Source organism: Pseudomonas sp. 50_B (assembly GCF_017491625.1).
In the GTDB taxonomy this organism is placed as follows: domain Bacteria; phylum Pseudomonadota; class Gammaproteobacteria; order Pseudomonadales; family Pseudomonadaceae; genus Aquipseudomonas; species Aquipseudomonas danubii.
This window is the reverse complement of the sequence record NZ_JAFGYX010000010.1, coordinates 134,876-160,684: the sequence shown is the minus strand read 5'-3', so window position 1 is coordinate 160,684 and position 25,809 is coordinate 134,876. Positions and strand designations below refer to the sequence as shown.

The following is a 25,809-nucleotide window of genomic DNA, read 5'->3' as shown; positions in this document are numbered from 1 at the left end:
TTGAATAAGGCTCAGGTACTGGCTACGCACACCAGCATCACCCCGGCGGTGATCACCAGCGTGCCCATCCAGCGCCGACGGCTGACGGTCTCGCCCAGCACCAGCTTGCCCGCCAGCACCACGCCGCAATAGGCCAGGGCCGCAGCCGGAAACAGCAGGCTCAGAGGGGCCCGGGACAGGGCTTCGAGCCAGACGAAAAACTCGATCACATAGGCCCCGATACCGCACCACAGCAGGGGTGCGTTGAATACCTGGCCCCAGAAGGCATTCAGGCGAAAACCGCCTTCCAGTTCTGGCAGGCGGTCCAGGCCGAGCTTGAAACAGAGCTGGCCGATGACGTCCAGCACAATGGAAAAAGCGACTAGCAGAACAACGGTCAAGGTCACGGGAACAGCTCCTCGAACAGCGAGATCAGGGCTTCATTGGTCACTGAGTTGCGCAGCAGGTCGTCCTGGCTCCAGCGCTCGGCCGGAGGTTGGTCCGACTTGGCTTCCCAGCGTTTGAAGGCATTGCTGAAGACGGGTTTGGCGAACTCGCCGCAGACATCGATGCCCAGCACCCGCTTGCGCGCCGCCAGCTCGCGTATCGCTTGCAGCAAGTGGGTCAGGCGCATGCCGCCCTGGTCCCAGTTGGTGGCGGCGTCTTCGCTGGCCAGCACGTCCTTGTCGATGGTGATCCACACCGCTGCGGTGGGCAGGCTGTCGATCATTTGCGCGAGGAAGGCGGCCCAGTCCTGGTCCGCCAGATTGCGCCAGTGCAGGTGATTTTCCTGTTGCTGGTGCCCGGCGCCATCGCCGACCCGGCCCCAGACCTTGGACGGCGCGTGCTGCCAGGGAAACAGCTGCAGCTTGCCGTGCTTCAGGGCGCCGAGGTTGCCGCCTCGCAGTTGCGGGTTGTGCAGGTCTTCACTGCAGGGGCCCAGGGTGACAATGCGCTGGATATTGGGCAGCTGCAGCGCCCGGTTGACCCAGGAGCCGCAGTGCCGGCGGGGGGCGAAGCGCACCCAATCCGGGTGATTGTCGAAGTGGATCAGGCTGATCGGTTCGGGCAGATCGTAGAGAAAGGCCGGGGTCAGGTGGTGATAGTCGCCGGAGCCGACAAAGAAGATTTCCGGTTGCGGGCCGCTGTGCCGGGGGCGTTGGCCCAGGCGTTCGCGGAAATGACGGTAGGTGCGTTCGGTGGACCAGAGTCGCAGCTTGGGGCCCAGGTCCAGCAGGTCCAGGCGTCGCGCCTGGCCGCTTTTCAGGCGCCGGACTATGGGCTCCTGGGCGGTCAGGCTGTGGTCGAGATCTAAGATGTTCAAGGTGTTCTTTACCCATGGCAGCGCCCTCCAGAAAACTGCGTGATCAGGCGAAAACGCAGGCTGGGCGGGCTTTACAGGGTAAATGCAAGGGTCGGGCCAGGGTCGTGGCCAGGTTGCCGGCGAGAGACCGCGGCGCAGGCTTGGCGAGCAAGCTCGTTCCTACGGGAATGCTAGGGCTCAGGCGTGGAGGCGGACCCAGACGCTGACCAGCAGGGTGGCGGCAATCAACCAGGCCACGGCGGCCACCGCCAGGGAGGCTTCCAGGCGCAGGCGATCGACCATTACATAGAGCGTCGCCAGGTAGACGAAGTAGGGAATGATCGACCACATGCCGAACAGGATGGTGGTCTTCAGGTCATCCAGAGAACGGCCCTTGCCGACGATGTAGTGGGCAATCAGGGCAAAGGTCGGGAACAGCGGCACCAGGCCGGCGATGTAGTAGTTCCGGGTTTTGGCCAGGGCCGCCAGAATCACCACCACCGCCGCGCCCAGGGCGGCCTTCAACAATAGATCCATGAGTCCTCGCGCTTGGGTCAGTGGTTCAGGCCGTACTTCTTGACCTTGTCGAACAGGGTGGTCTTGGCCATGCCCAGTTCCTGGCTGGCCTGGGTCAGGTTGCCACCGCTGCGCTGCAAGGCATCGTTCAGCAGGTTGCGTTCAAAGGCTTCCACCGCTTCGGCGAAACCCAGGCCCTGGGCGTTGCTGCTGCCGGACTTCTTGAACGCCGGCAGACCGAGGGCAAAGCGCTCGGCGACGTTGCGCAACTCGCGCACGTTGCCCGGCCAGTCGTGGCTCATGAGGGTCGACAGGGTCTGGTTGTCCAGCTCTGGCACGGTGCGGTCGAAACGCAGGGACGACTGCTGCAGGAAGTGTTCGAACAGTTGCAGGATGTCCTCGCGGCGTTCGCGCAGGGGCGGTAGTTCCAGGGTCACCACGTTGAGGCGGTAATACAGGTCGCTGCGAAATGCCTTGGCCCGGCTCAGTTCGTCCAGGTCCGACTTGGTGGCCGCGATCACCCGGCAATCCACGGCCACGCTCTGGTTCGAACCGAGGCGCTCCAGGGTCCGCTCCTGCAGTACCCGCAGCAGCTTGATCTGCAGATTGATCGGCATGCTTTCCACTTCATCAAGGAACAGCGTGCCTTGGTGGGCGTGTTCGATCTTGCCGATACGGCGCTTGCCGGCGCCGGTGAAGGCGTTGGCCTCATGGCCGAAGATTTCACTTTCGAAGAGGTTTTCCGGCAGGCCGCCGCAGTTCAGGGCGACGAACTGTTGTTGGTGGCGGCGGCTGAAGTCGTGCAGGCAACGGGCGACCAGTTCCTTGCCGGTACCGGTTTCGCCCTCGATCAGCACGTTGGCCGAAGTGTCGGCGACGTTGGCGATCAGCTCCCGCAGGTTCTGCATGGCCGGCGAGCGGCCGATGATCCGTCCCTCCAGGGAAGTGCGTTCGGCCAACTGGCGGCGCAGGGCGGTCACTTCCCGGGCCAGTCCCCGTTGTTCCAGGGCGCGGCGGGCCACGTCCACCAGACGCTCGGGAGAAAAGGGTTTCTCCATGAAGTCGTAGGCGCCTTTCTGCATTGCCCCCACGGCCATGGAAATATCCCCGTGACCGGTGATCAGCACCACCGGCAGGCTGCGATCCCGGGCCTTGAGTTGGGTCAGCAGTTCCAGGCCATCGATGCCCGGCAGGCGGATATCACTGACCACGATGCCGGGAAAGTTCTCCCCGACCTGGGCCAGGGCTTCTTCGGCGCTGCCCACGCCGATGCAGGGAATGTCTTCCAGGGCCAGGGCCTGTTGGCAACCCAGCAGGACATGGGGGTCGTCTTCGACGATCAGCACGGTCAGCTCGTTGTTCATATCGGCTCGGCTTGATTGGGGCTTGCCAGGGGCAAGCTGAGGACAAAGGCGGTGCCGCCGCTTGCCGGATGTTCCACACCCAGGCTGCCGCCGGTGGCGGCGGCGAGGCTGGCGGACAGGGTCAGGCCCAGCCCCAGGCCCTGTTCGCCGGGTTTGGTGGTGAAGAAGGGTTCGAACAGGTGCTTGCGCGCCTCAAGATCGATGCCATGGCCGTTGTCGCGGACCCGCAGGCGATACTTGCCGTCGCCGGGTTCGCCTTCCAGCCACAGTTCCGGCGCCGGCTGCGCCTGCATGGCGTCCAGGGCATTGCCGATCAGGTTGACCAGGATCTGCTCCAGGCGGGTCTGGTCGATCTGCAGGGTCTGTTCGCTGAAGTCGCGGTGCAGTTGCAGGGGCAGGGGTTCGATGCGGGCGTTGAGAATCTGCAGGGCGGCGTCCACTGCCTTGTCCAGGCTGGCCTGGCCCTGGTCGTCGCCGCGGCGGGCGAAGGAGCGCAGGCTGGCGGTGATGCGGCCCATGCGGTCGATCAGTTCATTGATGGTCTTGAGGTTGGCGCTGGCGGTGTCCAGGGCGCCGCGCTCAAGAAAACGCACGGTGTTGCCGGACAAGGTGCGCAACGCCGCCAGCGGCTGGTTCAGCTCGTGGGCGATGCTGGTGGACATCTGGCCGATGGCCGCCAGCTTGCCGGCCTGGACCAGTTCGTCCTGGGCCCGGCGCAGGGTCTCTTCGGCCTGGCGGCGTTCGCGGATCTGCCCCTTGAGGCGCTCGTTGCTGGCCCGCAGGTCGGCGGTGCGTTCGGTGATCCGCCGCTCCAGCTGGCTGTTGGCTTCCTGCAGGGCTTCTCGGGCGGCCAGGCGGGTGGCGATGACCTTGCGCCGTTCATTCCAGGCGATCAGCAGGAAGGCCACCAGGGCAAAGGCCACGGCCACCAGGATGCCCTGGTTGATGGCTTCCCGGCGCAGGTCCTGCAACGGGGTGAGCAGGGTGAAGTTCCACGGGGTGTCGCTCAGTGGCCGGGTCTGGGACAGGTAGCTGATGGCCTTGTCGTCGGATACCAGTTCGGTATTGGCGGGAAAGGTCAGCTTCTCCACGCCTTCGGCCAGGCGTTCCCGGGCCAGGGGTTCCAGTTCGTTGAGGGGGAACCAGTAGTACTGCAGGCTGCGGGCCAGGCGTTCCTTGGTGTCGTCGCTGAGCGGGCGGACCGACTTGAGCCGGCGCGCCGGGTCGCTGGAGAGAATGATGATGCCGTTCTCGTCACTGACGAAGGCTTCCAGGCGGGCCCTTTGCCACCGTTCCTCCAGGGCCTCCAGGCGCACTTTGACTACCGCCACGCCAATGATCTTGCCGTGTTCTTCCAGGCCGTGGGCCAGGTAGTAGCCGGGCTCGCCGCTGGTGCTGCCGATGCCGTAGAAACGTCCGGGCTGGCCACGTACGGCGTTCTGGTAGTAGGCGCGGAAGGACAGGTCTTCACCCAGGTAGCTGTCGACATCGCGCCAGTTGCTGGTGGCCAGCACCCGGCCGGTGGTGTCCATGACATAGATGGCCCGGCTGCGGCTGCGCCGATTCAGGCCTTCGAGGTATTGGTTGACGGTTTGCCGGTGCTCCGGCGAGGGATCGGCCAGCAGCCTGGAGACACTGGACTCCAGTTCCAGGAGGCTGGGCAGATAGGTGTATTTGCTGATCTCGCTTTCTACGGCGCGGGCGTGCAGTTCCAGCTGGCGTTCGCCATTTTCACTGAGGCTGCGAATGCCATTGTGTTCGCTGATCCAGAAGCCGACGTAGCCCAGGCCGATCATCAGCAGGATGACCAGGGGCGGCAGGAACAGGTGACGGATCAGGCGGGGTTTCACGGCGAGTGATGGCGGCGCGGCGCGATAGAGAGTGGGGTCGCATTTCATCACAGATGCCTTGGGTCAACCACTGTGCGGTGTCCATAGGAGCCGGCCGGCCGGCAAAACGGGCGAACCTGGCGATAGGGGAGCCCGGTGCGTCCCCTTCGCCGGCCAGCCGGCTCCTACAGAAGCACAGGTTTAGTGCTGCAGGATCTTCTCGAGGAAGTGCTGGGCACGTTCGGAGCGGGCGCTGATGTCACCGAAGAATTCCTCTTTCTGGCAGTCTTCGATGATCTGGCCCTTGTCCATGAAGATCACCCGGTTCGCCACTTTGCGGGCAAAGCCCATTTCGTGGGTCACGCACATCATGGTCATGCCTTCCTGGGCCAGTTGCACCATCACGTCCAGCACCTCGTTGACCATTTCCGGGTCCAGGGCCGACGTAGGTTCGTCAAACAGCATGACGATCGGGTCCATGGCCAGGGCGCGGGCGATGGCCACACGCTGTTGCTGGCCCCCGGACAACTGGCCCGGGTGCTTGTGGGCATGGGCGGAGAGGCCGACGCGATCCAGCAGTTGCAGGCCTTTCTTGGTGGCCTCTTCCTTGCTGCGGCCCAGGACCTTGATCTGCGCGATGGTCAGGTTCTCGGTGATGGTCAGGTGCGGGAACAGCTCGAAATGCTGGAACACCATGCCCACCCGAGAACGCAGTTTCGGCAGGTTGGTCTTCGGGTCGGCGATGGAGGTGCCATCGACCACGATGTCGCCCTTCTGGAAGGGTTCCAGGGCGTTGACGCATTTGATTAGGGTGGATTTGCCCGAGCCGGACGGCCCGCAGACCACCACCACTTCGCCTTTCTTGACCTCGGTGCTGCAATCAGTCAGCACCTGGAAGTCCCCATACCACTTGTTGATGTTCTTGATAGAGATCATACGGCGAACCTTTTTTGCAGACGCTTGACCAGCAGCGAGGCGGCAAAGCTGATTGTGAAATACACCAGACCGGCAACGATCAGGAATTCATTGGAGCGGCCGATGATGTCGCCGCTGGAACGCGAGGCGTTGAGGAAGTCCACCAGGCCCACGGTGTACACCAGGGAGGTGTCCTGGAACAGGATGATGCTCTGCTGCAGCAGCAGCGGAGTCATCTTGCGGAACGCCTGAGGCAGGATGATCAGGCGCATGGTCTGGCCGTAGCTCATGCCCAGTGCCTGGGCAGCGCCCATCTGGCCCTTGGGAATGGACTGCACGCCGGCACGGACGATTTCGCAGAAGTACGCCGCTTCGAACATCATGAAGGCCACGATGCAGGAGGTGAACGCACCGATCGGGGTGTCTTCGCCGGTGATCCAGCGCAGCACGAACGGCACCGCAAGGTAGAACCAGGTGATCACCAGCAGCAGCGGAATCGAGCGGAAGTAGTTGACGTAGGCACCGGCCAGGTTCGACAGCAGCTTGTTGTGGGACAAGCGCATCAGTGCCAGCAAGGTGCCGAGGATGATCCCGCCCACCACGCCCATGACCATCAGCTTGAGGGTCATCAGCATGCCGTTCCACAGGCCGGGAATGGCCGGGATGATGCCCGAGAAGTCGAATTCCATTATTTACCTCCCACGGAGATCAGGCCGGGGACCGATACTTTTTTCTCGACCAGGCGCATCAGCAGCATCAGGCTCATGTTCAAGGTGAAGTAGATCAGGGTAGCCAGGGTGAAGGCTTCGAACAGGTTGGCCGAGAACTCGGCGGTCTGCTTGGTCTGGGCCAGCAGTTCCATCAAGCCGATCAGCGACGCCACGGAGGAGTTCTTGAAGACGTTGAGGAATTCCGAGGTGAGCGGCGGAATGATGATCCGGTAGGCCTGGGGCAGCAGCACGTTCCAGTAGATCTGCGGCAGCGAGAAGCCCATGGCGCGAGCGGCGGATTCCTGGCCACGTGGCAGCGCCTGGATGCCGGTACGCACCTGCTCGCAAACCCGTGCGGCGGTGAACAGGCCCAGGCACACGACAACGCTCAGGTAGGCCGAGGTGGTCGGGTTGAGGTCCTGCTTGTACCACTCCTGGAGGTTGGCCGGCAGCAGATCCGGCACCAGGAAGTACCAGATGAACAGCTGCACCAGCAGCGGCACGTTACGGAAAATCTCCACGTAGACCGTGGCAATGCCCGACACCAGACGGTTCGGTATGGTGCGCATGACGCCCAGGATCGACCCCAGCAGCAGCGCGATGATCCAGGCCACCACGGCGATGGCGATGGTCCAGCCCAAACCGCTGATGAACCAGTCGAGATAGGTCTCGCTGCCCACACCGGTGGACTTGAAGAATACGCCCCAGTCCCAGTTGTAATTCATTAGGGTTACCCCTCAGATCGTTCGATGTACAAGCACCCGCCTGGGGACGTCCGTTCCCGCCTGATCATGACGATCAGGCACACACGAGCGGCTCGACAACCACCGGTTCGAGTGTTTCCAAAAAATGCCAGCAGGTAGTGACAGACTCCCGAAGGGGCGGCGCCCCTTCAGGAGATAAGGTTAGTCAGGAATCAGGACTTCTTGTCGTCAGCCGCTTTGTCGGTCGGGTTGGCGATCAGGGCCTTGAGCTCGTCGCTCATCGGGAACATCAGGTTCAGGCCTTTTGGCGGAATCGGCGATTGGAACCATTTGTCGTAGATCTTGTTGATTTCGCCCGACTTGTAGGTGGCGACGATGGCGTCATCCACGGCTTTCTTGAACGGGGCATCGCCCTTGCGCACCATGCAGCCGTAGATTTCGTAGGACTGAGGAGTACCGGTCACGGCCCAGTCGGCAGGCTTCTTGGCCTTGGCCATTTCACCGGCCAACAGTGCGTCGTCCATCATGAAGGCCACGGCGCGGCCCGATTCCAGCATCTGGAACGACTCACCGTGGTCCTTGGCGGAGATCACGTTCATGCCCATCTGCTTGTCGGCGTTCATCGCCTTGAGGATGCGCTCGGAAGTGGTGCCAGCGGTGGTCACCACGTTCTTGCCTTTGAGGTCAGCGAAATCTTTGTAGGTCGAGTCCTTTTTGGACAGCAGACGGGTACCGATTTCGAAGATGCCGACGGAGAAGTCGACCTGTTGCTGACGTTCCACGTTGTTGGTGGTGGAACCACACTCGACGTCGACGGTGCCGTTCTGCACCAGTGGGATACGGGTCTGGGAGGTCACCAGGTTGTACTTGACCTTGAGGTCAGGCATGTCGAGGTCTTTCTTGATCGCTTCGACGATTTTCAGCTGGATGTCGTGGGAGTAGCCCACTGGCACGCCGGAAGCGTCAGCGATGTAGGAAAACGGAATGGAAGCGTCGCGATGTCCGAGGGTGATGGTGCCGGATTCTTTGATTTTCTTCAGTGTGCCGGTGAGTTCGGCTGCGAAAACTGGAGTGCTAATCAGAGCGGCAGCGATAGCTGCGCCCAACAGATGGGGAACGATGCGCATCAATATTTCCTCGACATTTGTTTTTTTTATGAAGCCAGTTCGACGGCTCTTTTATACAGCGAATGCCTTGACGGCTCCTGTTGTGTTGGCACGACAGGCATTCGTCGCACAGTGTAGAGCATGAGTCGTGCCAGACCCATTGTTCATGGATAACGTCTTGATTTTAAAGGCTATTAAATATTTGTTGCGAAGGTTTTAGCTGCGGATTATCCGGTTATCCGAATCATTTTCGGTGCTGCGTTCGGAAAACCGAATGTGCATCCGGCACTCGTAGGAGTCGGCGTGCTGGCGAAACGTTCAATGCGTCGCCCACAAAAAAGCCCCTGAACCTTAGGCAGCAGGGGCTTTGTCTGTCTTGGCTGCTCAGGCGGCCTTGATCTTGCCGCGGTTGTGCTCGACCTTCTGCAAGTAGTCTTCCAGTTGCTGCTGTTGCGCCACGGTGGTGAACAGGCCGAGTTTGCTCCGGCGCCAGAGGATGTCCTGGGCTTTCAGCGCCCATTCTTCCGCGCACAGATAATCCACTTCACGCGTATAGAGGCCGCCACCCAGGTGCTCGCCCAGGTCGCTGAGGCTGTGTACGCCCTCCAGCAGGCGCCAGGTGCGGCTGCCATAGGTGCTGGCCCAGCGCTGGGCGATCTGGCTGGGCACCCAGTCGAATTTCTTGCGGATGGCTTCTGCCAGGGCCTGTGGCGTGCTCATGTTCTCGCCGCCGGGCAGGGTGGCTGTGGCAGTCCAGCTGGGCTTGGCCTGCTTGAAGTAAGGCGCCAGTTGCGCCATGGCCGATTCCGCCAGCTTGCGATAGGTGGTCAGCTTGCCGCCGAACACCGAGAGCAGCGGAGCTTCCTCGCCAGTGCCGGAAAGGGCCAGGGTGTAGTCGCGAGTCACCGCCGAAGGGTTGTCGGATTCGTCGTTGCACAGTGGGCGAACCCCGGAGTAGCTGTGCTGGATGTCGCTGCGGCTCAGTTGCTTCTTGAAGTGCGCATTGACCACTTGCAGCAGGTAATCGGTTTCCGCTTCGGTAATCGCTACCTTGGCCGGATCACCGGTGTATTCACGGTCGGTGGTGCCGATCAGGGTGAACTGATCGAGGTAGGGAATGGTGAAGACGATGCGCTGGTCTTCGTTCTGCAGAATGTGTGCGTGCTCGCCTTCGTACAGCTTGGGCACGATCAGGTGGCTGCCCTGGATCAGGCGGATGCCGTAAGGCGACTCCAGTTTCAGGTCATCCTTGATGAACTTGGCGACCCAGGGGCCGGCTGCGTTCACCAGGGCTTTGGCGCTGATTGAGAACAGGCTGCCGTCGGCACGCTCCAGTTCCAGCTGCCACAGGCCCTTGCTGCGCCGGGCGCTGACGCAACGGGTCTGGGTATGCACGTGGGCGCCGTGCTCCCGAGCGGCCATGGCATTGAGCACCACCAGGCGGGCATCGTCGACCCAGCAATCGGAGTATTCGAAGCCTTTGGTGATCTCGGCCTTCAGGGCGCTGTCGGCGCCGAACTTCAGGCTGCGCGAGCCGGCGAGTTTTTCGCGCTTGCCCAGGTGGTCATACAGGAACAGGCCGGCACGAATCATCCAGGCCGGGCGCAGGTGCGGCCGGTGCGGCAGGACAAAGCGCATGGGCTTGACGATGTGCGGGGCCTTGGCCAGCAGCACTTCACGTTCGGCCAGGGCTTCGCGCACCAGGCGGAACTCGTAATGTTCGAGGTAGCGCAGGCCGCCGTGGATCAGCTTGCTGCTGGCCGACGAGGTGTGGCTGGCCAGATCGTCTTTTTCGCAAAGGAACACGGACAAGCCGCGACCTGCCGCATCCGCGGCAATTCCAACACCATTGATCCCACCGCCGATGACGGCGATATCGTAAACCTCGGAGAGAGGGCGCGCGGGCAAGGTAGAAGTGGGCATCGACAGGCCTCGTGTTGCTTTGATATTTGAATTCGAACATTAATGTTCATTTTCGAAAATACTAGCGCATAAAGAAGGGCGTATCCAGCAAGTTTCGATTGAAAAAACTGATCGAAATGCCCTGAAAGGAAAGTTTACGAACATTAACGAGGGGTAACTGTAGTCGCTGCCGCGGGCTTTGACTGTGTGCGAGTGATCGGCCGTGTCGATTCCGAAAACGATGCAGCCCTTGCTGGGCGGCGTTCGGACACAGCCGGATCCGGGAGGGGGAGGAGGGGGTCAGACCACTTCGAGGCGGATCTTGTGCTGGTTGAGCAGTTGGGTCAGGGCCGGTACCGGTTGCTGGTCGGTGACCAGGCAGTCGATCAGGCTGATGGGCCCCAGGCGGATCATGGCATTGCGCCCGAACTTGCTGGAGTCGGCGGCGAGGATCACTTGTCGGGCGTTGGCGATGATCGCCTGGGATACCCGTACTTCCTGATAGTCGAAGTCCAGCAGGCTACCGTCTTCGTCGATACCGCTGATGCCCACCAGGGCGAAATCCACTTTGAACTGATTGATGAAGTCGACGCTGGCCTGGCCGACCACGCCGCCGTCACGGCGCACATTGCCGCCAGTGAGCAGCACATCGAAATCGTCCTTGGCGCTGAGCATCGAGGCCACGTGCAGGTTGTTGGTGATGATCTTCAGGTGGCTGTGGTTGAGCAGGGCGCGGGCGATGGACTCGGTGGTGGTGCCGATGTTGATGAACAACGAGGCGTGATCGGGGATCTGCGCGGCAACGGCTTCACCGATGCGTTGCTTTTCGTCGCGCATCTGGTCGGCGCGCATGGCGTAGGCGGTGTTTTCGACGCTGGAATCATAGGCTGCGCCGCCGTGATAGCGGCGCAGCAGATTGGCTTCCGCCAGCTGGTTGATGTCGCGGCGGATGGTTTGCGGGGTAACAACGAACAGCTGGGCCAATTCCTCGATGCTGACGTACCCGCGTTCGCGGACCAGATCGAGGATTTGTTGCTGACGGGGAGGCAGATTCATGGGGCTTCCTTTGGGCTGCCGTGCAAAATTTGCCCATGATGCCGCAGGAATCCCCTCCCGACCAGTTACAAGCGGTTACCAATCCACGGCTTGGCTTATTTGGCCTCGTCGTGGGGTTCCCAGTCGCGGGTGCGGCTCACCGCTTTCTTCCAGCCTGCATACAGGCCTTCTTTTTCCTCTTGCGCCAGCTGTGGTTCGAACTCGCGCTCGATCACCGCTTTGCCTCGCAGCTCTTCCAGGCTGCCCCAGAAACCGCAGGCCAGGCCCGCCAGGTAGGCCGCGCCCAAGGCTGTGGTTTCGCGCATTTGCGGGCGCTCCACCTGAGTGCCGAGAATGTCCGCCTGGAATTGCATGAGGAAGTTGTTGGCCACTGCGCCGCCGTCAACCCGCAGGGCTTTCAGGCGTTCGCCGGAATCCTGCTGCATGGCGTCGAGCACGTCGCGGGTCTGATAGGCAATGGACTCCAGGGCGGCGCGGATGATGTGGTCCACGCGTACGCCACGGGTCAGGCCAAACAGCGCGCCGCGGGCGTAGGGGTCCCAGTAGGGAGCGCCCAGGCCGGTAAAGGCGGGTACCAGGTACACGCCGTTGCTGTCCTTGACCTTGCCGGCGAAGTATTCGGTGTCATGGGCGTCGTTGATGATTTTCAGTTCATCACGCAGCCACTGCACAGTGGAGCCGCCGTTGAACACTGCGCCTTCCAGGGCATAGGCCACTTCGCCGCGGGGGCCACAGGCGATGGTGGTGAGCATGCCGTGCTGGGACTTCACCGCCTTGTCGCCGGTGTTCATCAGCAAGAAGCAACCCGTACCGTAGGTGTTCTTGGCCTGGCCCGGTTCGACGCACATCTGGCCAAACAGCGCGGCTTGCTGGTCGCCGGCGATACCGCCGATGGCGATGCCACTCTTGGTACGGCCGTAGATTTCCGACGAGGACTTCACCTCCGGGAGCATCTCCCGCGGGATGTCCAGCACTTCCAGCATCTTCGCGTCCCACTCCAGAGTGTGGATGTTGAAGAGCATGGTGCGCGAGGCGTTGGTGTAGTCGGTGACGTGGGTCTTGCCGCCAGTGAATTTCCAGATCAGCCAGCTGTCGATGGTGCCGAACAGCAGTTCGCCGCTACGGGCGCGCTCACGGCTGCCTTCGACATTGTCGAGGATCCACTTGAGCTTGGTGCCGGAGAAGTAGGGGTCGGTGACCAGGCCGGTGGTGTCGCGGATGTAGTCTTCCAGGCCGTCGCGCTTGAGCTGCTGGCAGATCTCGGTGCTGCGGCGGCACTGCCAGACGATGGCGTTGTAGATCGGGCGGCCGGTGGTCTTGTCCCAGACCACTGTGGTTTCACGCTGGTTGGTGATGCCAATGGCAGCTACCTGATCGTGATGCAGGCCGGCCTGTGCCAGGGCCTCCACCATCACCGCGCTCTGGGTGGCGAAGATTTCCATCGGGTCATGTTCGACCCAGCCGGCCTGAGGGTAATGCTGGGCGAATTCACGCTGGGCAGTGCAGACCACGTTGGCATCGCGGTCGAAAATGATCGCCCGGGAGCTGGTCGTACCCTGATCAAGGGCAATGATGTAGTTCTTATTCTGAATGTCGGTCATGTCGATTGCCTTGGACGAAATAAGGGAGTGAGAACAGGCGCGTGATCGATTTGGGCAGGATCACGCGCCGCGAGAATCAAGAAACTTTGACTTTGCCCTCTATGGCCGGTTCGGCCTCGGAGGCAGCAACAGCGCTGGGCAGATGCCGGGCAATCAGCCCGCGATAGGCCGCAGCACCGAGGCAGGCCCCCAGGATCGGGGCAAAGATCGGTACCAGGAAATACGGAATGTCACGGCCGCCGGTGAAGGAGATTTCACCCCAGCCAGTCATGAACGTCATCAGTTTAGGGCCGAAGTCCCGTGCCGGGTTCATGGCGAAGCCGGTCAGGGGACCCATTGCGCTGCCGATCACGGCAATCAGCAGGCCGATCAGCAGCGGCGCCATCGGGCCGCGAGGCAGGCCGTTGTTGTCATCGGTCAGGGACATGATCACGCCCATGAGAATCGCTGTGATCACCACTTCCACCAGGAACGCCTGGGCAGTGGACAGTGCCGGGTTGGGGAAGGTGGAGAACACCGAGGCCAGTTCCAGGCTGGCCTGGGAGCCACGGATCATTTGGTGGGATTGTTCGAAATCGAAGAATAGGTTGCTGTACAGCGTGTAAACCAACAGCGCCGCGCAGAAGGCGCCGGCGACCTGGGCCAGGATATAGAAGGGCAGTTTGCGTTTATCAAAGTCGGCGAACAGCCACAGAGCGATACTCACGGCCGGATTCAGGTGCGCGCCGGAGACCCCGGCAGTCAGGTAGATCGCCATGCTCACGCCGATCCCCCAGATGATGCTGATTTCCCACAGACCGAAGCTGGCGCCCGCGACCTTGAGGGCGGCGACACAGCCGGTGCCGAAGAAGATCAATAGCGCAGTACCCAGGAACTCGGCCATGCATTGGCCCGATAGCGACGGTTGTTGCAGAGCAGTTGTCATTGTGAACCTCGATTTTTGTTGTTGTCTGGCGCTGCTGCAAAAGGCATGGAGCGCGACTTCCAACGAAGACGGAATCCCCATTCCGGCCCCGTCTTGCTACTGGGTGCAACCTTGGATCTACCGCAGGATATTCAGAAACGAAAAAATATAGACAAGAAACACCGCTGTCAAAGGTCGAAAGTGAACGATTGGTCATTTTATAGATATCAATCAGATGAATGATCCTGGGTGGCAGTCTCGGGAGTGACAGAGAACGTTGTGCTGGCAGCTCTCAGGGTGCGTTATCAAGGCTTGGAATAGAGCCTTTTGTTGATGAATGACCTAAAATTCAGCCGCTCGGTTTTGCCTTTTCGTCCCCCTTGGAGCTGCCATGACCCCTGCACTGGACCTGCTGAAAAAAGTTCGCGCCGAACATCGCATTCACAGTTACGAACATGACCCCAAGGCAGCGTCCTACGGCCTGGAGGCGGCGGAGAAGCTCAATCTCGATCCGGCGCAAGTGTTCAAGACCCTGCTGGCCAGCAGTGAAAAGGGCGAATTGCTGGTGGCGGTGGTGCCGGTCGTCGGAAGTCTTGACCTGAAGGCCCTGGCCCATGCTGCGGGGGTGAAGAAGGCTGAGATGGCTGATCCGGCTGCTGCCCAACGTGCCACTGGTTATCTGCTGGGGGGCATCAGTCCGCTGGGGCAGAAAAAACGACTGCGGACCTTTATCGACAACAGTGCCCAGCCGTTGGCCAGTATTTTCGTCAGTGCCGGTCGCCGTGGCCTGGAGGTGGAGTTGGCGGCGGCCGTGCTGGCCGAGCACACCCAGGCGAAGTTCGCCGACATCGGTCGCTCTTGAGCCCAGGCGTCGGCAGCGGCCCGGGCTGCTGCTGTATGCCGGAAAATCTTCCCTTCTGTGTCTGTCGGGTTCCTTGTTCCGGGCCTCATGCTGGCGGCCGACTATCCAAGGAGCACAGTTATGCCGCTTGAGTTCCAACAGATCGATGCCTTCAGTGATCGCCCCTTCGCCGGCAATCCGGCCATGGTTTACCGGCTTGATGCGTGGCTTGACGAGGCGCTGATGCAGCAGATCGCCGCCGAGCACAACCTGGCGGAAACCGCTTTTGTGGTGCGCGAGGCGCAAGGCTGGCGAATCCGCTGGTTTACTCCGACCACTGAAGTACCTCTGTGCGGGCATGCCACCCTGGCCAGTGCTTATGTGTTGTTCGAGGTCTACGACGAGCCGACGCAACGTATCGATTTTCAGAGCCGTTCCGGGCCCTTGAGTGTCACCCGCGAAGACGGGCTGCTATGGCTTGATTTCCCTTTGCGCAGCCCCAGCAGCCAGGCTGGGCTGGAAGACGTGGCGCAGATACTGGGTGCCCGAGTCATCGAGCTGCTGGGCGCCAATGAGCTGTTGGCGGTGCTGGAGTCGGAGCAGGCGGTGCGCGATTGCCAGCCGGATATGGCTGCGTTGGCGAAGCTGCCCTGGCCTGGAGTGATTGTCACGGCGCGTGGAGACCGGCATGACTTTGTCTCGCGGTATTTTGCCCCGGCCATTGGCATCGACGAGGACCCGGTGACCGGTTCGACCCATTGCTGCCTGACGCCTTACTGGGCACGGCAATTGGATAAACAGCAGTTGAGCGCTTATCAGTGTTCGGCGCGAGGTGGAGCCTTGTTCTGTCGGTTGGAGGGAGAGCGGGTGAAGATCGGTGGCCATGCGCGGCTGATTGCCAGCGGACATTTGCACCTGGAATGACTGTGCCGGGTGTATCGCCGTCAAGCCGGCTCCTACAGTTCGTTGCGATCTTGTAGGGGCCGGATGGCCAGGGGAAGCGTTATCAGTGCGCGCTGCTGTAGCGGCGTACCCCTGATTCACTGTGTGGAATCTGCGCGGCGGTGCTGCCCGAGGCCTGGAACAGCACCAGGTGTTCTGCGGCGACCCGAATCCCCACATCCGCTCCAACCTGATGATCGGCATGGCTGGGGAAGATCGACTCCAGCAGGCTGCCGGTTGGCAGTTGCAGGCGATACAGGGTCGAGGCACCGAGAAAGGTCTTGCCGACGATCCGCGCTTTCAGAGCGCTGTCCGGCGCATAGACGATATCGTCGGGGCGCAGCAGTACGTCCACCGCTCCACCGGACGGCCAGGTGTAGGCGCGGTTGCCCTGCAGCACACCCAGTTCGGTCTGCACCGATTCCGGGCTGCTCAACTGGCCGCGAATGAAGTAGCCCTGGCCAATGAAACTGGCGACAAAGGGCGTCTGCGGCTCGTGATAGAGGTTGTAGGGGGTATCCCACTGTTCCAGGCGGCCTTCCTTGAACACCCCGACCTGATCGCTCACGGCAAAGGCTTCTTCCTGGTCGTGGGTGACCAGGATGGCACTGGTACCCCGAGCCTTGAGGATGTCGCGCACCTCATGGCTGAGCTTGCGGCGCAATTCGCCATCGAGATTGGAGAAGGGCTCGTCCAGCAGCAGCAGTTGGGGTTCCGGTGCCAGGGCGCGGGCCAGAGCCACCCGTTGCTGTTGGCCGCCAGACAGTTCGTGGGGGAAGCGCTGACCGAGGTTCTTCAGGTTGACCAGTTCCAGCAATTCAGCGACCACACGGTCTTTCTGTGGGTGCTTGCGAATGCCGAAGGCAATGTTGTCCGCCACACACAGATGTGGGAACAGGGCGTAGTCCTGGAACACCATGCCGATCCGGCGTTTCTCCGGCGCCAGGGTGAAGCCGGCGCTGGAGATGGTTTCGCCGGCCAACTGGATCTCGCCCTCGTGTACGGGCTCGAATCCGGCGATGGCCCGCAGGGTGGTGGTCTTGCCGCAGCCGGATGAACCCAGCAGGCAACCGATATCACCGGCATTGAGGTGCAGATTGAGGTTCTGCACCACCCGTTGGTCCTGATAGCCGCATGCCAGATTGCGCAGGTTGAGCAGTAATGGCTGGCTCATGCGTGGTGGTACGCCGGCTCGACAAGAAACTCGAGCAGGGCCTTTTGCGCATGGAGACGGTTTTCCGCCTGGTCCCAAGCCACCGAACGTGGGTCGTCCAGCAGGTCGAGGCTGATTTCCTCGCCGCGGTGGGCGGGCAGGCAATGCATGAACAGTACGTCCGGCGCGGCCAGGTCGAGCAGGGCGCGGTTTACCTGGAATGGCGCGAACAGCTTGAGGCGCTTGGCGGTTTCCTCTTCCTGGCCCATGGAGGTCCAGACGTCGGTGCTCACCAGGTGGGCGCCGGTCACCGCTTCGCGAGGATCGCGGACGATGGTCACGCGATCGCCGGCCAGAGCGACAAACTCCGGGTTGGGCTCGTAGCCTTCAGGGCAAGCGACGCGCAGTTGGAAATCGAACTGCATGGCCGCTTCTATATAGCTGTTGCACATGTTGTTGCCATCGCCGATCCAGGCCACGGTCTTGCCTTGGATCGAGCCGCGATGTTCAAGGAACGTCTGCATGTCCGCCAACAGTTGGCAGGGGTGCAGGTCATCGGACAGGCCGTTGATCACCGGTACCCGGGAGTTGGCCGCAAATTCGGTCAGGGTGCTATGGGCAAAGGTACGGATCATCACTGCGTCGAGCATGCGCGACATGACGATGGCGCAGTCGCCGATGGGCTCGCCGCGTCCCAGTTGGGTATCCCGTGGCGAAAGGAAGATGGCCTGGCCGCCCAGTTGGATCATGCCGGCTTCGAAAGACAGTCGGGTACGGGTCGACGACTTCTCGAAAATCATGCCGAGCACACGATTTTTCAAGGGCTCGAAGAGTACGCCGCGGTTACGCAGGTCCTTCAGCTCGATGCCTCGACGAATCACACTGACCAGCTCTTCGGGCGTGCAATCCATCAGGGAGAGAAAGTGCCTTGCGCTCATCATTAACTACCTTTTTGCAACGGACCGCAGATTCTCAAAGCCTTGTTTAATCGAACAACGGGCTGGACCTGCGGCGAAAGCCGCACGGGGCGACGAAATAGGGGAAGGCGCGATCTTATAATTAAATGTCGCGTCTTACCAATAGTGCTACGGCGATTACGGGCATGAGAGGTCAGGACGCGATTGCGCTGACGCTTTTGAGACCAGTTTCCAGACAGCAGCCGGGCATTTGTACACTGCCCTGGCGCGCCTTGGCAATCCAGCGGGGCGCCGGCTGTTCGCTTGCAGTCGTTTTCTGACCTGTGGGCCGAGGTCGCTGCCATGGGCATGCCGAGAGGGTGTCAGTCTGAAACATTTCCTAATGCAAAGTACTGCGGATACCCAGGCGAATCTGCGGCCGGGATAGATGCGCGATGGAATCCAAGGAGCAGCAACTGATGGCGCTTTTGGGGCATGGCCCGGACGCTCACTGACATGACCGCCTCAGTGACAGCCCTTTTTTTGAATTGCTGCTCAATTGCTGCCGATGGCCTGCCGCGCTTGCCCCGAACTGACAGCTCTGATCATGGCTGGGGCTGATGGCCCTGAATTCATGGGACGAACGTCGCTGGTGTCAGCAGCGGTCAGCCGCCATAGTTTTTGCTTCCAGCGGCCCCCTATGGGTTGCCTTCAAACAATAGAGACTGGCCATGACCAAGACTCTCCATCACCGTGCCTGCCACTTGTGCGAAGCGATCTGCGGCCTGACCCTGGAAGTCACCGAGGAAGAGGGTGGCGCTCCGCGCATTACCTCGATCAAGGGAGACGCTCAGGACAGCTTCAGTCGCGGCCACATCTGCCCCAAGGCTGTGGCCCTGCAGGATATTCAGAATGACCCCGATCGTCTGCGTCAGCCGGTGCGGCGCGTGGGCAATGAATGGCAGCCGATCGAGTGGGACGAGGCTTTCGCCCTGGTAGCCGAAAGGCTGGCGAGCATCCAGCAGCATCATGGCAATAATGCGGTGGCGGTCTATCAGGGCAACCCCAGCGTTCACAACTACGGGCTGATGACCCACAGCAACTACTTCCTTGGCCAGCTCAAGACCCGTAACCGTTTCTCGGCCACGTCGGTCGACCAGTTGCCCCAGCACCTGACCAGCTACCTGATGTACGGCCACGGTCTGCTGCTGCCGATTCCGGACATCGACCACACCGACTTCATGCTGATCCTCGGCGGCAATCCCTTGGCGTCCAACGGCAGCATCATGACGGTGCCGGACGTGGAAAAGCGTTTGAGGGCAATCCAGGCTCGTGGTGGCAAGGTGGTGGTGATCGATCCTCGGCGCAGTGAAACGGCGGCCATGGCCGATCAGCATCTGTTCGTCCGTCCTGGAGGCGATGTGGCCTTGCTGTTTGGCCTGTTGAACACGATTTTTGAGGAAGGGCCGATTCGCGACAGTCATCTGCAAGTCGATGGATTGGCAGAGGTGCGCCAGGCGATTTCCCGCTTCACCGCAGAGGCCATGAGCCCGCTGTGTGCGATTGCGGCGCCGCAGATTCGGCAGTTGGCCCGGGAGTTCGCCTCGGCGGAGCGAGCGGTCTGTTATGGACGCATGGGGGTTTCGACCCAAGCCTTCGGTACGTTGTGCCATTGGTTGCTGCAACTGCTCAATCTGATCACCGGCAACCTTGACCGGGTAGGTGGGGCCCTGTGTACCGAGCCGGCGGTGGATCTGGTAGCGGCGACATCGGGGGGGCACTTCAACCTTTGGCAGAGTCGGGTTTCCGGGCTTCCGGAGTATGGCGGCGAGCTGCCTGTATCGGCCCTGGCCGAAGAGATGCTCACTGAGGGCGAGGGACAGGTTCGGGCATTGATCACCGTGGCAGGCAACCCGGTGTTGTCCACACCCAATGGCCGGCAGTTGGAGCAGGCACTGGACGGGTTGGAGTTCATGCTCAGCATCGACTTGTACATCAATGAAACGACCCGTTATGCCGACTTGATCCTGCCGTCCACCTCGGCTCTGGAGAACGATCACTACGACACCACGTTCAATCTTCTTGCAGTACGCAATGTCAGTCGCTTCAACCGGGCGATCCTGCCCAAGCCTGCGGGTGCGCTGCACGACTGGGAGATCTTTGTCGGCCTAGCCAAAGCGTTTGCCGCGAAAACCGAACAACCGCTGAAGCCGACCATCCCCCCTGCGCAGATGATTGACATGGGTTTGCGAGCCGGTGCCTACGGCGATGCATCGCCGCTCAAACTGTCCTTGGCAACACTGGACCAGTATCCCCACGGTATTGATCTGGGGGCGCTGCAGCCGAATCTGGCGGCCCGCTTGAAAACCGAGAATCGGCGGATTCAGGCGGCGCCAGCGCCGATCATGGCGGATCTGGCGCGATTTGCCGCCTTGAGCGTGCCGCCGTTGGATGAGTTGCTGCTGATTGGCCGTCGCCATGTACGCAGTAACAACTCGTGGATGCACAACTATCACCGCCTGGTGAAGGGCAAGCCCCGTCACCAGTTGCTGATGCACCCGGATGACCTGGCCAGTCGCGGGCTGAATGACGGTCAGCGGGTGCGAATCAGCTCTCGGGTCGGTGCGGTGGAGGTAGAGGTGCTGGCCAGCACTGAAATGATGCCGGGGGTGGTGAGCTTGCCCCATGGTTGGGGGCATGGGCGCCCAGGGGTGCAACTGAACATTGCCATGGAGCAGCCCGGTTGCAGCGCCAATGACCTGACCGATGAACGTCAGCTTGATGCGTTGTCTGGGAATGCGGCGTTGAACGGGGTGCCAGTCAAGGTGGAAGCGGCCTGAGATGTCTGTCGGAGAGGCCGAGCAGGGCGCTCAGGTTTCCGTTACAATGCGCCACCGTGCCGACAACAGCGTCGGAAAGTTCAGCCGAGGTGTTCCATGGATATCATCGAAACTATTAAAGAGCAGATTGCCAACAACACCATTCTGCTTTACATGAAAGGCTCGCCGAATGCCCCGCAGTGTGGCTTCTCCGCGAAAGCCGCCCAGGCCGTAATGGGCTGTGGTGAGAAGTTCGCTTATGTGGACATCCTGCAGAACCCGGAAATTCGCGCCAACCTGCCCAAGTACGCCAACTGGCCGACCTTCCCACAGCTGTGGGTGGCAGGTGAGCTGGTCGGTGGTAGTGACATCATGGCTGAGATGTTTGCCAACGGTGAATTGCAGGCTCTGATCAAGGACGCAGCCGAAAAAGCCGCGGCCAAGACTGAAGCCTGACGCGAATATATCCGCGTAATAAAAAGCCCCGCCTCTCTTTCGAGGGCGGGGCTTTTTATTGCTTGAGTATTACGAGTTAAGTTACTCGTCACCCATTTGCGATTGCAGATAGTTCTCGATGCCGACTTTATCGATCAGGCCCAATTGGGTTTCCAGCCAGTCGATGTGTTCTTCTTCGGATTCAAGAATATCTTCCAGCAGTTCACGGCTGCCGAAGTCGCTCACCGACTCACAATGGGCGATGGCTGCCTTGAGGTCTGCATGGCCAGTGCGTTCGATACGCAGGTCGCACTCGAGCATTTCCTTGGTGTGTTCGCCGATGTGCAGCTTGCCCAGGTCCTGAACGTTCGGCAGGCCTTCGAGGAAGAGAATGCGCTTGATTAGCTTGTCCGCATGCTTCATCTCGTCGATGGACTCGTGGTACTCGTGCTTGCCCAGCTTGTTCAGGCCCCAATCTTCATACATGCGTGCATGCAAGAAGTACTGATTGATCGCGACCAGTTCATTGGCAAGGATTTTATTGAGATGCTGGATGACTGTAATGTCGCCTTTCATGATGGGGTCCTGCCCTTTAATTAGTGGAATAAGGACAGAGTCTGAGCCGCGCAAACATTACTGTCAAACCTAAGTTATTGAATAATATATGAAAATTAATCGGAATAAGAATGTTTGTGTTCCGCGTTTTGACCCTAAGCGATTGAATTACAGGCATAAAAAAACCGGACGCTAGGTCCGGTTGTTTAAAACAGTGCTATTTATCCGAGAAATCAGGCGACATTAAATTCCACTGGATAGGGAATTGCTGCCTGGCTGCTCTGCAGTTCGGTCAGGGTCTCGCGGACCACTTGCTTGGCCAGGCATGCGCATTTACCACATTGGCTGGCGACGCCGGTTGCCTGACGCACATCGCGGTAGCTGCAGCAACCTTCATAGATGGCTTCGCGAATTTGTCCGTCGGTGACACCGGTGCAGAGGCAGACATACATAGGATGAGAACCGTCGCTGGTTAGGGCTCAATTGCGATGGATCTTAATGTTAACGAGAATGATTGTCAAAGTGGTTTCGGCGACCTTTGTTGCAGTTTCCTACCAGGGTGACGAACGGTTTTGTTCGCGATAGTGACAGATGATTCGCATTTTTCGCTTTGTGAGCCGGGCTGATGAAAAACCGTTGAGGACAGCTCAAAGACGCGGTGTATGATGGCCGGTCCTTGCGAAGCGGGGTCAGGTCAAGGAGCTGTCGCATCCGCGTGGCAGACTCAAGGCCAATCCCCTTCTTCATTACTACGTCCACACCAGGAGATATCCAATGAGCGTACTCGTAGGCAAACAAGCCCCTGACTTCACCGTACCGGCCGTTCTCGGCAATGGCGAAATCGTTGACAGCTTCACCCTGTCCTCGGCCATCAAAGGCAAATACGGCCTGGTGTTCTTCTATCCACTGGACTTCACCTTCGTTTGCCCGTCCGAGCTGATCGCCCTGGACCACCGCATGGCTGACTTCAAGGCACGCAACGTGGAAGTGATCGCTGTTTCGATCGACTCGCACTTCACCCACAACGCCTGGCGTAATACCCCGATCAATGCCGGCGGCATCGGTCAGGTTCAATACATCATGGCGGCTGACATGAAGCACGACATCGCCAAGGCCTACGACGTTGAGTCCGAAGGCGGCGTGGCTTTCCGTGGCGCGTTCCTGATCGACGACAAAGGCGTTGTTCGTTCGCAGATCGTCAACGACCTGCCACTGGGCCGTAACATGGAAGAGCTGATCCGTCTGGTTGACGCTCTGCAATTCCACGAAGAGCACGGCGAAGTTTGCCCTGCCAACTGGAAAAAAGGTGACAAAGGCATGACCGCTTCGCCAGAAGGCGTTGCTGCTTACCTGAGCGAGAACGCTGGCAAGCTGTAAGCCAGGCGTCACGCATAAAAAAACCGGCCTCAGGGCCGGTTTTTTTATGCAGGTAATTCAACCCGACGAAGAATTGATCAGTCGTCGAAATCCTGCCAGCCGCCCATTTGTTTCCAGCGGTTGACGATGCCGCAGAACAGCTCGGCAGTCTTCTCGGTGTCGTAGCGGGCCGAGTGAGCCTCGCGACCGTCGAAGTCGATATCCGCACTCTGACAGGCCTTGGCCAAAACGGTCTGTCCATAAGCCAGGCCAGCCAGGGTGGCGGTGTCGAAGCTGGAGAACGGGTGGAACGGGTTGCGCTTCATATCCAGGCGCGCCACAGCGGCGTTGAGGAAGCCCAGGTCGAAACTGCTGTTGTGGCCCACCAGGATGGCGCGTTTGCAGCCATTGGCTTTCAGCGCCTTGCGCACCCCACGGAAAATATCGGTCAGTGCAGTTTCCTCGCTGACGGCCATGCGCAGCGGGTGGTCAAGCTTGATCCCGGTGAACTCCAGGGCCGCGGCTTCGATGTTCGCGCCTTCAAAAGGCTCGACCCGGAAGAAATAGGTGTGTTCCGGGAACACGAAGCCTTTTTCATCCATGCCGATAGTGGTGGCGGCAATCTCCAGCAGGGCGTCGGTGGCCGAGTTGAAGCCGCCGGTTTCAACGTCGACGACTACCGGCAGGTAACCGCGAAAACGAGCTGCCATCGGGTGTCGAGGGCCGCCGCCGTTACCTTCTTGTTCGTCGTCGAAATGGTCGTCACTCACGAGTGATCCTCCAGCAGGCGCCAGCGCAGTTTTTCACCGGCGCGCAGCGGAATGACAGTCAGCTCACCGAACGGCAGGCTGGCGGGGGCGGTCCATTCTTCACGAACCAGGGTGATGCGATCGGTGTTGGTCGGTAGACCGTAGAAGCGCGGGCCGTTGAGGCTGGCAAAGGCTTCCAGTTTGTCCAGGGCATTGCGCTGTTCGAACGCTTCAGCATACAGCTCGATCGCGGCATAGGCGCTGTAGCAGCCGGCGCAACCGCAAGCGGCTTCCTTGGCGTGCTGGGCATGAGGCGCCGAGTCGGTGCCGAGGAAGAACTTCTCGCTGCCACTGGTGGCCGCATCCAGCAGAGCTTCCTGGTGGGTGTTGCGCTTGAGAATCGGCAGGCAATAGAAGTGCGGGCGAATACCGCCCACCAGCATGTGGTTGCGGTTGTACAGCAGGTGGTGCGCGGTGATGGTGGCGCCGACGTTGGCCGAAGCCTCCTTGACGAACTGCACGGCTTCGCCGGTGGTGATGTGTTCGAACACCACTTTCAGACTGGGGAAGCGCTCGACCACGCGACGCATATGCTCGTCGATGAAGATTTTCTCGCGGTCGAAGACGTCGACGTCGCCGCGGGTCACTTCACCGTGAATCAGCAGCGGCAGGCCAACTTCGGCCATCGCTTCGAGCACCGGGAAGATCTTGTCGATGCTGGTCACGCCCGAGTCCGAGTTGGTGGTCGCGCCGGCCGGGTACAGCTTGGCGGCGTGCACGAAACCGCTGGCCTTGGCTGCGTGGATCTCGTCCGGCTGGGTGCGGTCGGTCAGGTAGAGCACCATCAGCGGCTCGAAGCGGCTGCCGGCCGGGCGCGCAGCTAGAATACGCTGGCGATAGGCGTCGGCTTCCACGGCGTTACGCACCGGAGGTACCAGGTTGGGCATGATGATGGCGCGGCCAAAGGTGCGCGCGACATCTGCGACTGTATTGGGCAACACGGCACCATCGCGAAGATGAATATGCCAGTCGTCGGGACGCAGCAGGGTCAGGCGGTCGGACATTGGAGGTTCCAGGCGGGTAAAACTCGGGGGGAATGCTACCGGAAAAGACTCTTCCAGGCACTCGCTATCAAGTTTTGCGACGAGCAACCGATATCCCGAAGGTATGGCGTATTAACGCCTGTCGATTTTTCTGTTGTACACGTCAGTGGAGCCTCCCGTGCGCCAGCGTTATCTAGCCTTGCTCAGTGTGTTTGCCAGCCTGCCCGCGATGGCTCTCACTTTCCAGACCCGTCTGGAGAGCATTGAGTGGACGGTCGAAGGTGACAAATTCGAGTGCCGCTTGATCCAGCCCGTCACCGATTTCGGTTCCGGCGAATTCGTTCGCCGCGCCGGTGAGCAGGCGATTTTTCGCCTCAAGAGTTTCAACCCGATGCAGGCAGGTGGCTCGGCGACGCTGCTTGCGGCCGCGGCGCCCTGGCAGCCGGGGCGTGGCGACATCAACCTCGGGGCGGTCAAGGCCGGCACGGATGGGGTGCTGTACAACAGCAATCAGATGCAGGCCGGTCGCCTGATCATCGGTTTGCTGGAAGGGCGTAGTCCGGTGGTCCGGCATTTTTCCCGCGAGGGTGGGGTTTCCGAGGTGCGCCTGCTTCCGGTGAAATTCAGCAAGGCCTACAGCGACTATCAAAGCTGCATGACCAAACTGCTGCCGATGAACTACGAACAGGTGAAACAGGGCGAGATCGGGTTCCCGGGCGGCGGTATCGAACTCGATGCTCGGGCCAAGGCGAAGTTGCAGGTGATGGTGGATTTCATCAAGGCCGATCCGACGGTCAATCACGTCGAACTGGATGGCCACTCTGACAATAGCGGCAATCGCTTGACCAATCGCGACCTGTCCCGCCGCCGGGCCTTGGCGGTGATGGAGTTCTTCAAGGCCAACGGTTTGGCGGAAAATCAGATTGTGGTGCGCTTCCATGGTGAGCGTTATCCCCTGGCTCCCAACACCAATCCTGCCAACCGAGCGAAGAATCGCCGGGTCAATGTGCATCTGGAACGGGTCGCCCCCACCGAAAAACCGGCTCCGGCGCCTCAGGCCACCTCCGGTTCCAGCGCTGCGGCGACTTCCTGATACGGCTGTCGTCGTCGCGCGCTCGACATAATCTGTCG

Annotated in this window: 25 protein-coding genes; 6 read left to right on the top strand and 19 right to left on the bottom strand. The window is 60.6% G+C overall.

The features are described from left to right. Positions 1-11 precede the first annotated feature (11 nt). The 13 genes from J5M73_RS16285 to J5M73_RS16225 form a co-directional block, all read right to left on the bottom strand. The gene (locus tag J5M73_RS16285; protein ID WP_102860465.1) at positions 12-386 is read right to left on the bottom strand and encodes an EamA family transporter; all 375 of its coding nucleotides are present in this window, start codon (positions 384-386) and stop codon (positions 12-14) included. Next, positions 383-1,303 (bottom strand): arginase, encoded by a 921-nt coding sequence (locus J5M73_RS16280; RefSeq protein WP_102860466.1) that lies wholly within the window; start codon positions 1,301-1,303, stop codon positions 383-385. The genes J5M73_RS16285 and J5M73_RS16280 overlap by 4 nt, the downstream gene beginning before the upstream one ends. A gap of 177 nt (positions 1,304-1,480) precedes the next feature. Continuing rightward, on the bottom strand, positions 1,481-1,810 hold the full coding sequence (locus J5M73_RS16275; RefSeq protein ID WP_180988516.1) for a GlpM family protein: 330 nt from the start codon (positions 1,808-1,810) through the stop codon (positions 1,481-1,483). Positions 1,811-1,836: 26 nt separating this feature from the next. Beyond that, positions 1,837-3,162 (bottom strand): sigma-54 dependent transcriptional regulator, encoded by a 1,326-nt coding sequence (locus J5M73_RS16270; protein ID WP_102860468.1) that lies wholly within the window; start codon positions 3,160-3,162, stop codon positions 1,837-1,839. Continuing rightward, entirely contained in the window at positions 3,159-5,060 is a 1,902-nt protein-coding gene (locus J5M73_RS16265; RefSeq protein WP_102860469.1) for a sensor histidine kinase, read from the bottom strand. The genes J5M73_RS16270 and J5M73_RS16265 overlap by 4 nt, the downstream gene beginning before the upstream one ends. Before the next feature lie 132 nt (positions 5,061-5,192). Further along, the gene (locus tag J5M73_RS16260) at positions 5,193-5,927 is read right to left on the bottom strand and encodes an amino acid ABC transporter ATP-binding protein (protein WP_102860470.1); all 735 of its coding nucleotides are present in this window, start codon (positions 5,925-5,927) and stop codon (positions 5,193-5,195) included. Next, positions 5,924-6,595, bottom strand: coding sequence for an ABC transporter permease subunit (locus tag J5M73_RS16255; protein WP_025129635.1), 672 nt, complete (start codon positions 6,593-6,595; stop codon positions 5,924-5,926). Before J5M73_RS16255 ends, J5M73_RS16260 begins: the two co-directional genes overlap by 4 nt. Further along, the gene (locus J5M73_RS16250; RefSeq protein WP_102860471.1) at positions 6,595-7,341 is read right to left on the bottom strand and encodes an amino acid ABC transporter permease; all 747 of its coding nucleotides are present in this window, start codon (positions 7,339-7,341) and stop codon (positions 6,595-6,597) included. Before J5M73_RS16250 ends, J5M73_RS16255 begins: the two co-directional genes overlap by 1 nt. A gap of 191 nt (positions 7,342-7,532) precedes the next feature. Continuing rightward, a complete protein-coding gene (locus tag J5M73_RS16245; protein ID WP_102860472.1) occupies positions 7,533-8,447 on the bottom strand; it encodes a glutamate/aspartate ABC transporter substrate-binding protein in 915 nt (304 codons plus the stop codon). Between the two features lie 363 nt (positions 8,448-8,810). Further along, on the bottom strand, positions 8,811-10,349 hold the full coding sequence (gene glpD / locus J5M73_RS16240; protein ID WP_110594910.1) for a glycerol-3-phosphate dehydrogenase: 1,539 nt from the start codon (positions 10,347-10,349) through the stop codon (positions 8,811-8,813). 279 nt (positions 10,350-10,628) lie between these two features. Beyond that, on the bottom strand, positions 10,629-11,384 hold the full coding sequence (locus J5M73_RS16235) for a DeoR/GlpR family transcriptional regulator (RefSeq protein ID WP_011063123.1): 756 nt from the start codon (positions 11,382-11,384) through the stop codon (positions 10,629-10,631). Between the two features lie 95 nt (positions 11,385-11,479). Continuing rightward, a complete protein-coding gene (gene glpK / locus J5M73_RS16230; RefSeq protein ID WP_102860474.1) occupies positions 11,480-12,985 on the bottom strand; it encodes a glycerol kinase GlpK in 1,506 nt (501 codons plus the stop codon). A gap of 76 nt (positions 12,986-13,061) precedes the next feature. After that, positions 13,062-13,910: an MIP/aquaporin family protein gene (locus tag J5M73_RS16225; RefSeq protein WP_102860475.1), complete on the bottom strand. Its 849-nt coding sequence runs from the start codon at positions 13,908-13,910 to the stop codon at positions 13,062-13,064. A gap of 370 nt (positions 13,911-14,280) precedes the next feature. Here J5M73_RS16225 and ybaK point away from each other — a divergent pair, with 370 nt between their 5' ends. Continuing rightward, a complete protein-coding gene (gene ybaK / locus J5M73_RS16220; protein ID WP_102860476.1) occupies positions 14,281-14,751 on the top strand; it encodes a Cys-tRNA(Pro) deacylase in 471 nt (156 codons plus the stop codon). A 120-nt stretch (positions 14,752-14,871) separates the two neighbouring features. Then, the gene (locus J5M73_RS16215) at positions 14,872-15,654 is read left to right on the top strand and encodes a PhzF family phenazine biosynthesis protein (RefSeq protein WP_102860477.1); all 783 of its coding nucleotides are present in this window, start codon (positions 14,872-14,874) and stop codon (positions 15,652-15,654) included. Between the two features lie 82 nt (positions 15,655-15,736). Here the strand turns inward: J5M73_RS16215 and J5M73_RS16210 are convergent, their stop codons facing one another. Together J5M73_RS16210 and argF are read right to left on the bottom strand one after the other, a co-directional pair. Then, on the bottom strand, positions 15,737-16,846 hold the full coding sequence (locus tag J5M73_RS16210) for an ABC transporter ATP-binding protein (protein WP_102860478.1): 1,110 nt from the start codon (positions 16,844-16,846) through the stop codon (positions 15,737-15,739). Next, a complete protein-coding gene (gene argF, locus J5M73_RS16205; protein WP_102860479.1) occupies positions 16,843-17,763 on the bottom strand; it encodes an ornithine carbamoyltransferase in 921 nt (306 codons plus the stop codon). The genes J5M73_RS16210 and argF overlap by 4 nt, the downstream gene beginning before the upstream one ends. Before the next feature lie 689 nt (positions 17,764-18,452). Between argF and J5M73_RS16200 the strand changes: the two genes are divergently transcribed. Then, on the top strand, positions 18,453-20,561 hold the full coding sequence (locus J5M73_RS16200) for a molybdopterin oxidoreductase family protein (protein ID WP_207166461.1): 2,109 nt from the start codon (positions 18,453-18,455) through the stop codon (positions 20,559-20,561). A gap of 96 nt (positions 20,562-20,657) precedes the next feature. Then, complete coding sequence (gene grxD / locus J5M73_RS16195) at positions 20,658-20,996, top strand: Grx4 family monothiol glutaredoxin (RefSeq protein ID WP_115580789.1); 339 nt, start codon at positions 20,658-20,660, stop codon at positions 20,994-20,996. 81 nt (positions 20,997-21,077) lie between these two features. On the opposite strand, the gene bfr is transcribed toward grxD, so the two are convergent. After that, complete coding sequence (bfr, locus tag J5M73_RS16190) at positions 21,078-21,551, bottom strand: bacterioferritin (RefSeq protein ID WP_025129649.1); 474 nt, start codon at positions 21,549-21,551, stop codon at positions 21,078-21,080. Positions 21,552-21,763: 212 nt separating this feature from the next. Then, positions 21,764-21,982, bottom strand: coding sequence for a bacterioferritin-associated ferredoxin (locus J5M73_RS16185; protein ID WP_102860481.1), 219 nt, complete (start codon positions 21,980-21,982; stop codon positions 21,764-21,766). Positions 21,983-22,304: 322 nt separating this feature from the next. Here J5M73_RS16185 and J5M73_RS16180 point away from each other — a divergent pair, with 322 nt between their 5' ends. Beyond that, a complete protein-coding gene (locus tag J5M73_RS16180; protein ID WP_007922432.1) occupies positions 22,305-22,907 on the top strand; it encodes a peroxiredoxin in 603 nt (200 codons plus the stop codon). Between the two features lie 77 nt (positions 22,908-22,984). Here J5M73_RS16180 and rnt read toward each other — a convergent pair whose 3' ends face one another. Together rnt and pyrC are read right to left on the bottom strand one after the other, a co-directional pair. After that, positions 22,985-23,656, bottom strand: coding sequence for a ribonuclease T (rnt, locus tag J5M73_RS16175; RefSeq protein WP_102860482.1), 672 nt, complete (start codon positions 23,654-23,656; stop codon positions 22,985-22,987). After that, entirely contained in the window at positions 23,653-24,699 is a 1,047-nt protein-coding gene (gene pyrC, locus J5M73_RS16170; protein WP_102860483.1) for a dihydroorotase, read from the bottom strand. The genes rnt and pyrC overlap by 4 nt, the downstream gene beginning before the upstream one ends. A gap of 157 nt (positions 24,700-24,856) precedes the next feature. On the opposite strand from pyrC, the gene J5M73_RS16165 reads away from it, so the two are divergent. Beyond that, a complete protein-coding gene (locus tag J5M73_RS16165; RefSeq protein ID WP_102860484.1) occupies positions 24,857-25,771 on the top strand; it encodes an OmpA family protein in 915 nt (304 codons plus the stop codon). The last annotated feature ends 38 nt before the right edge of the window (positions 25,772-25,809 follow it).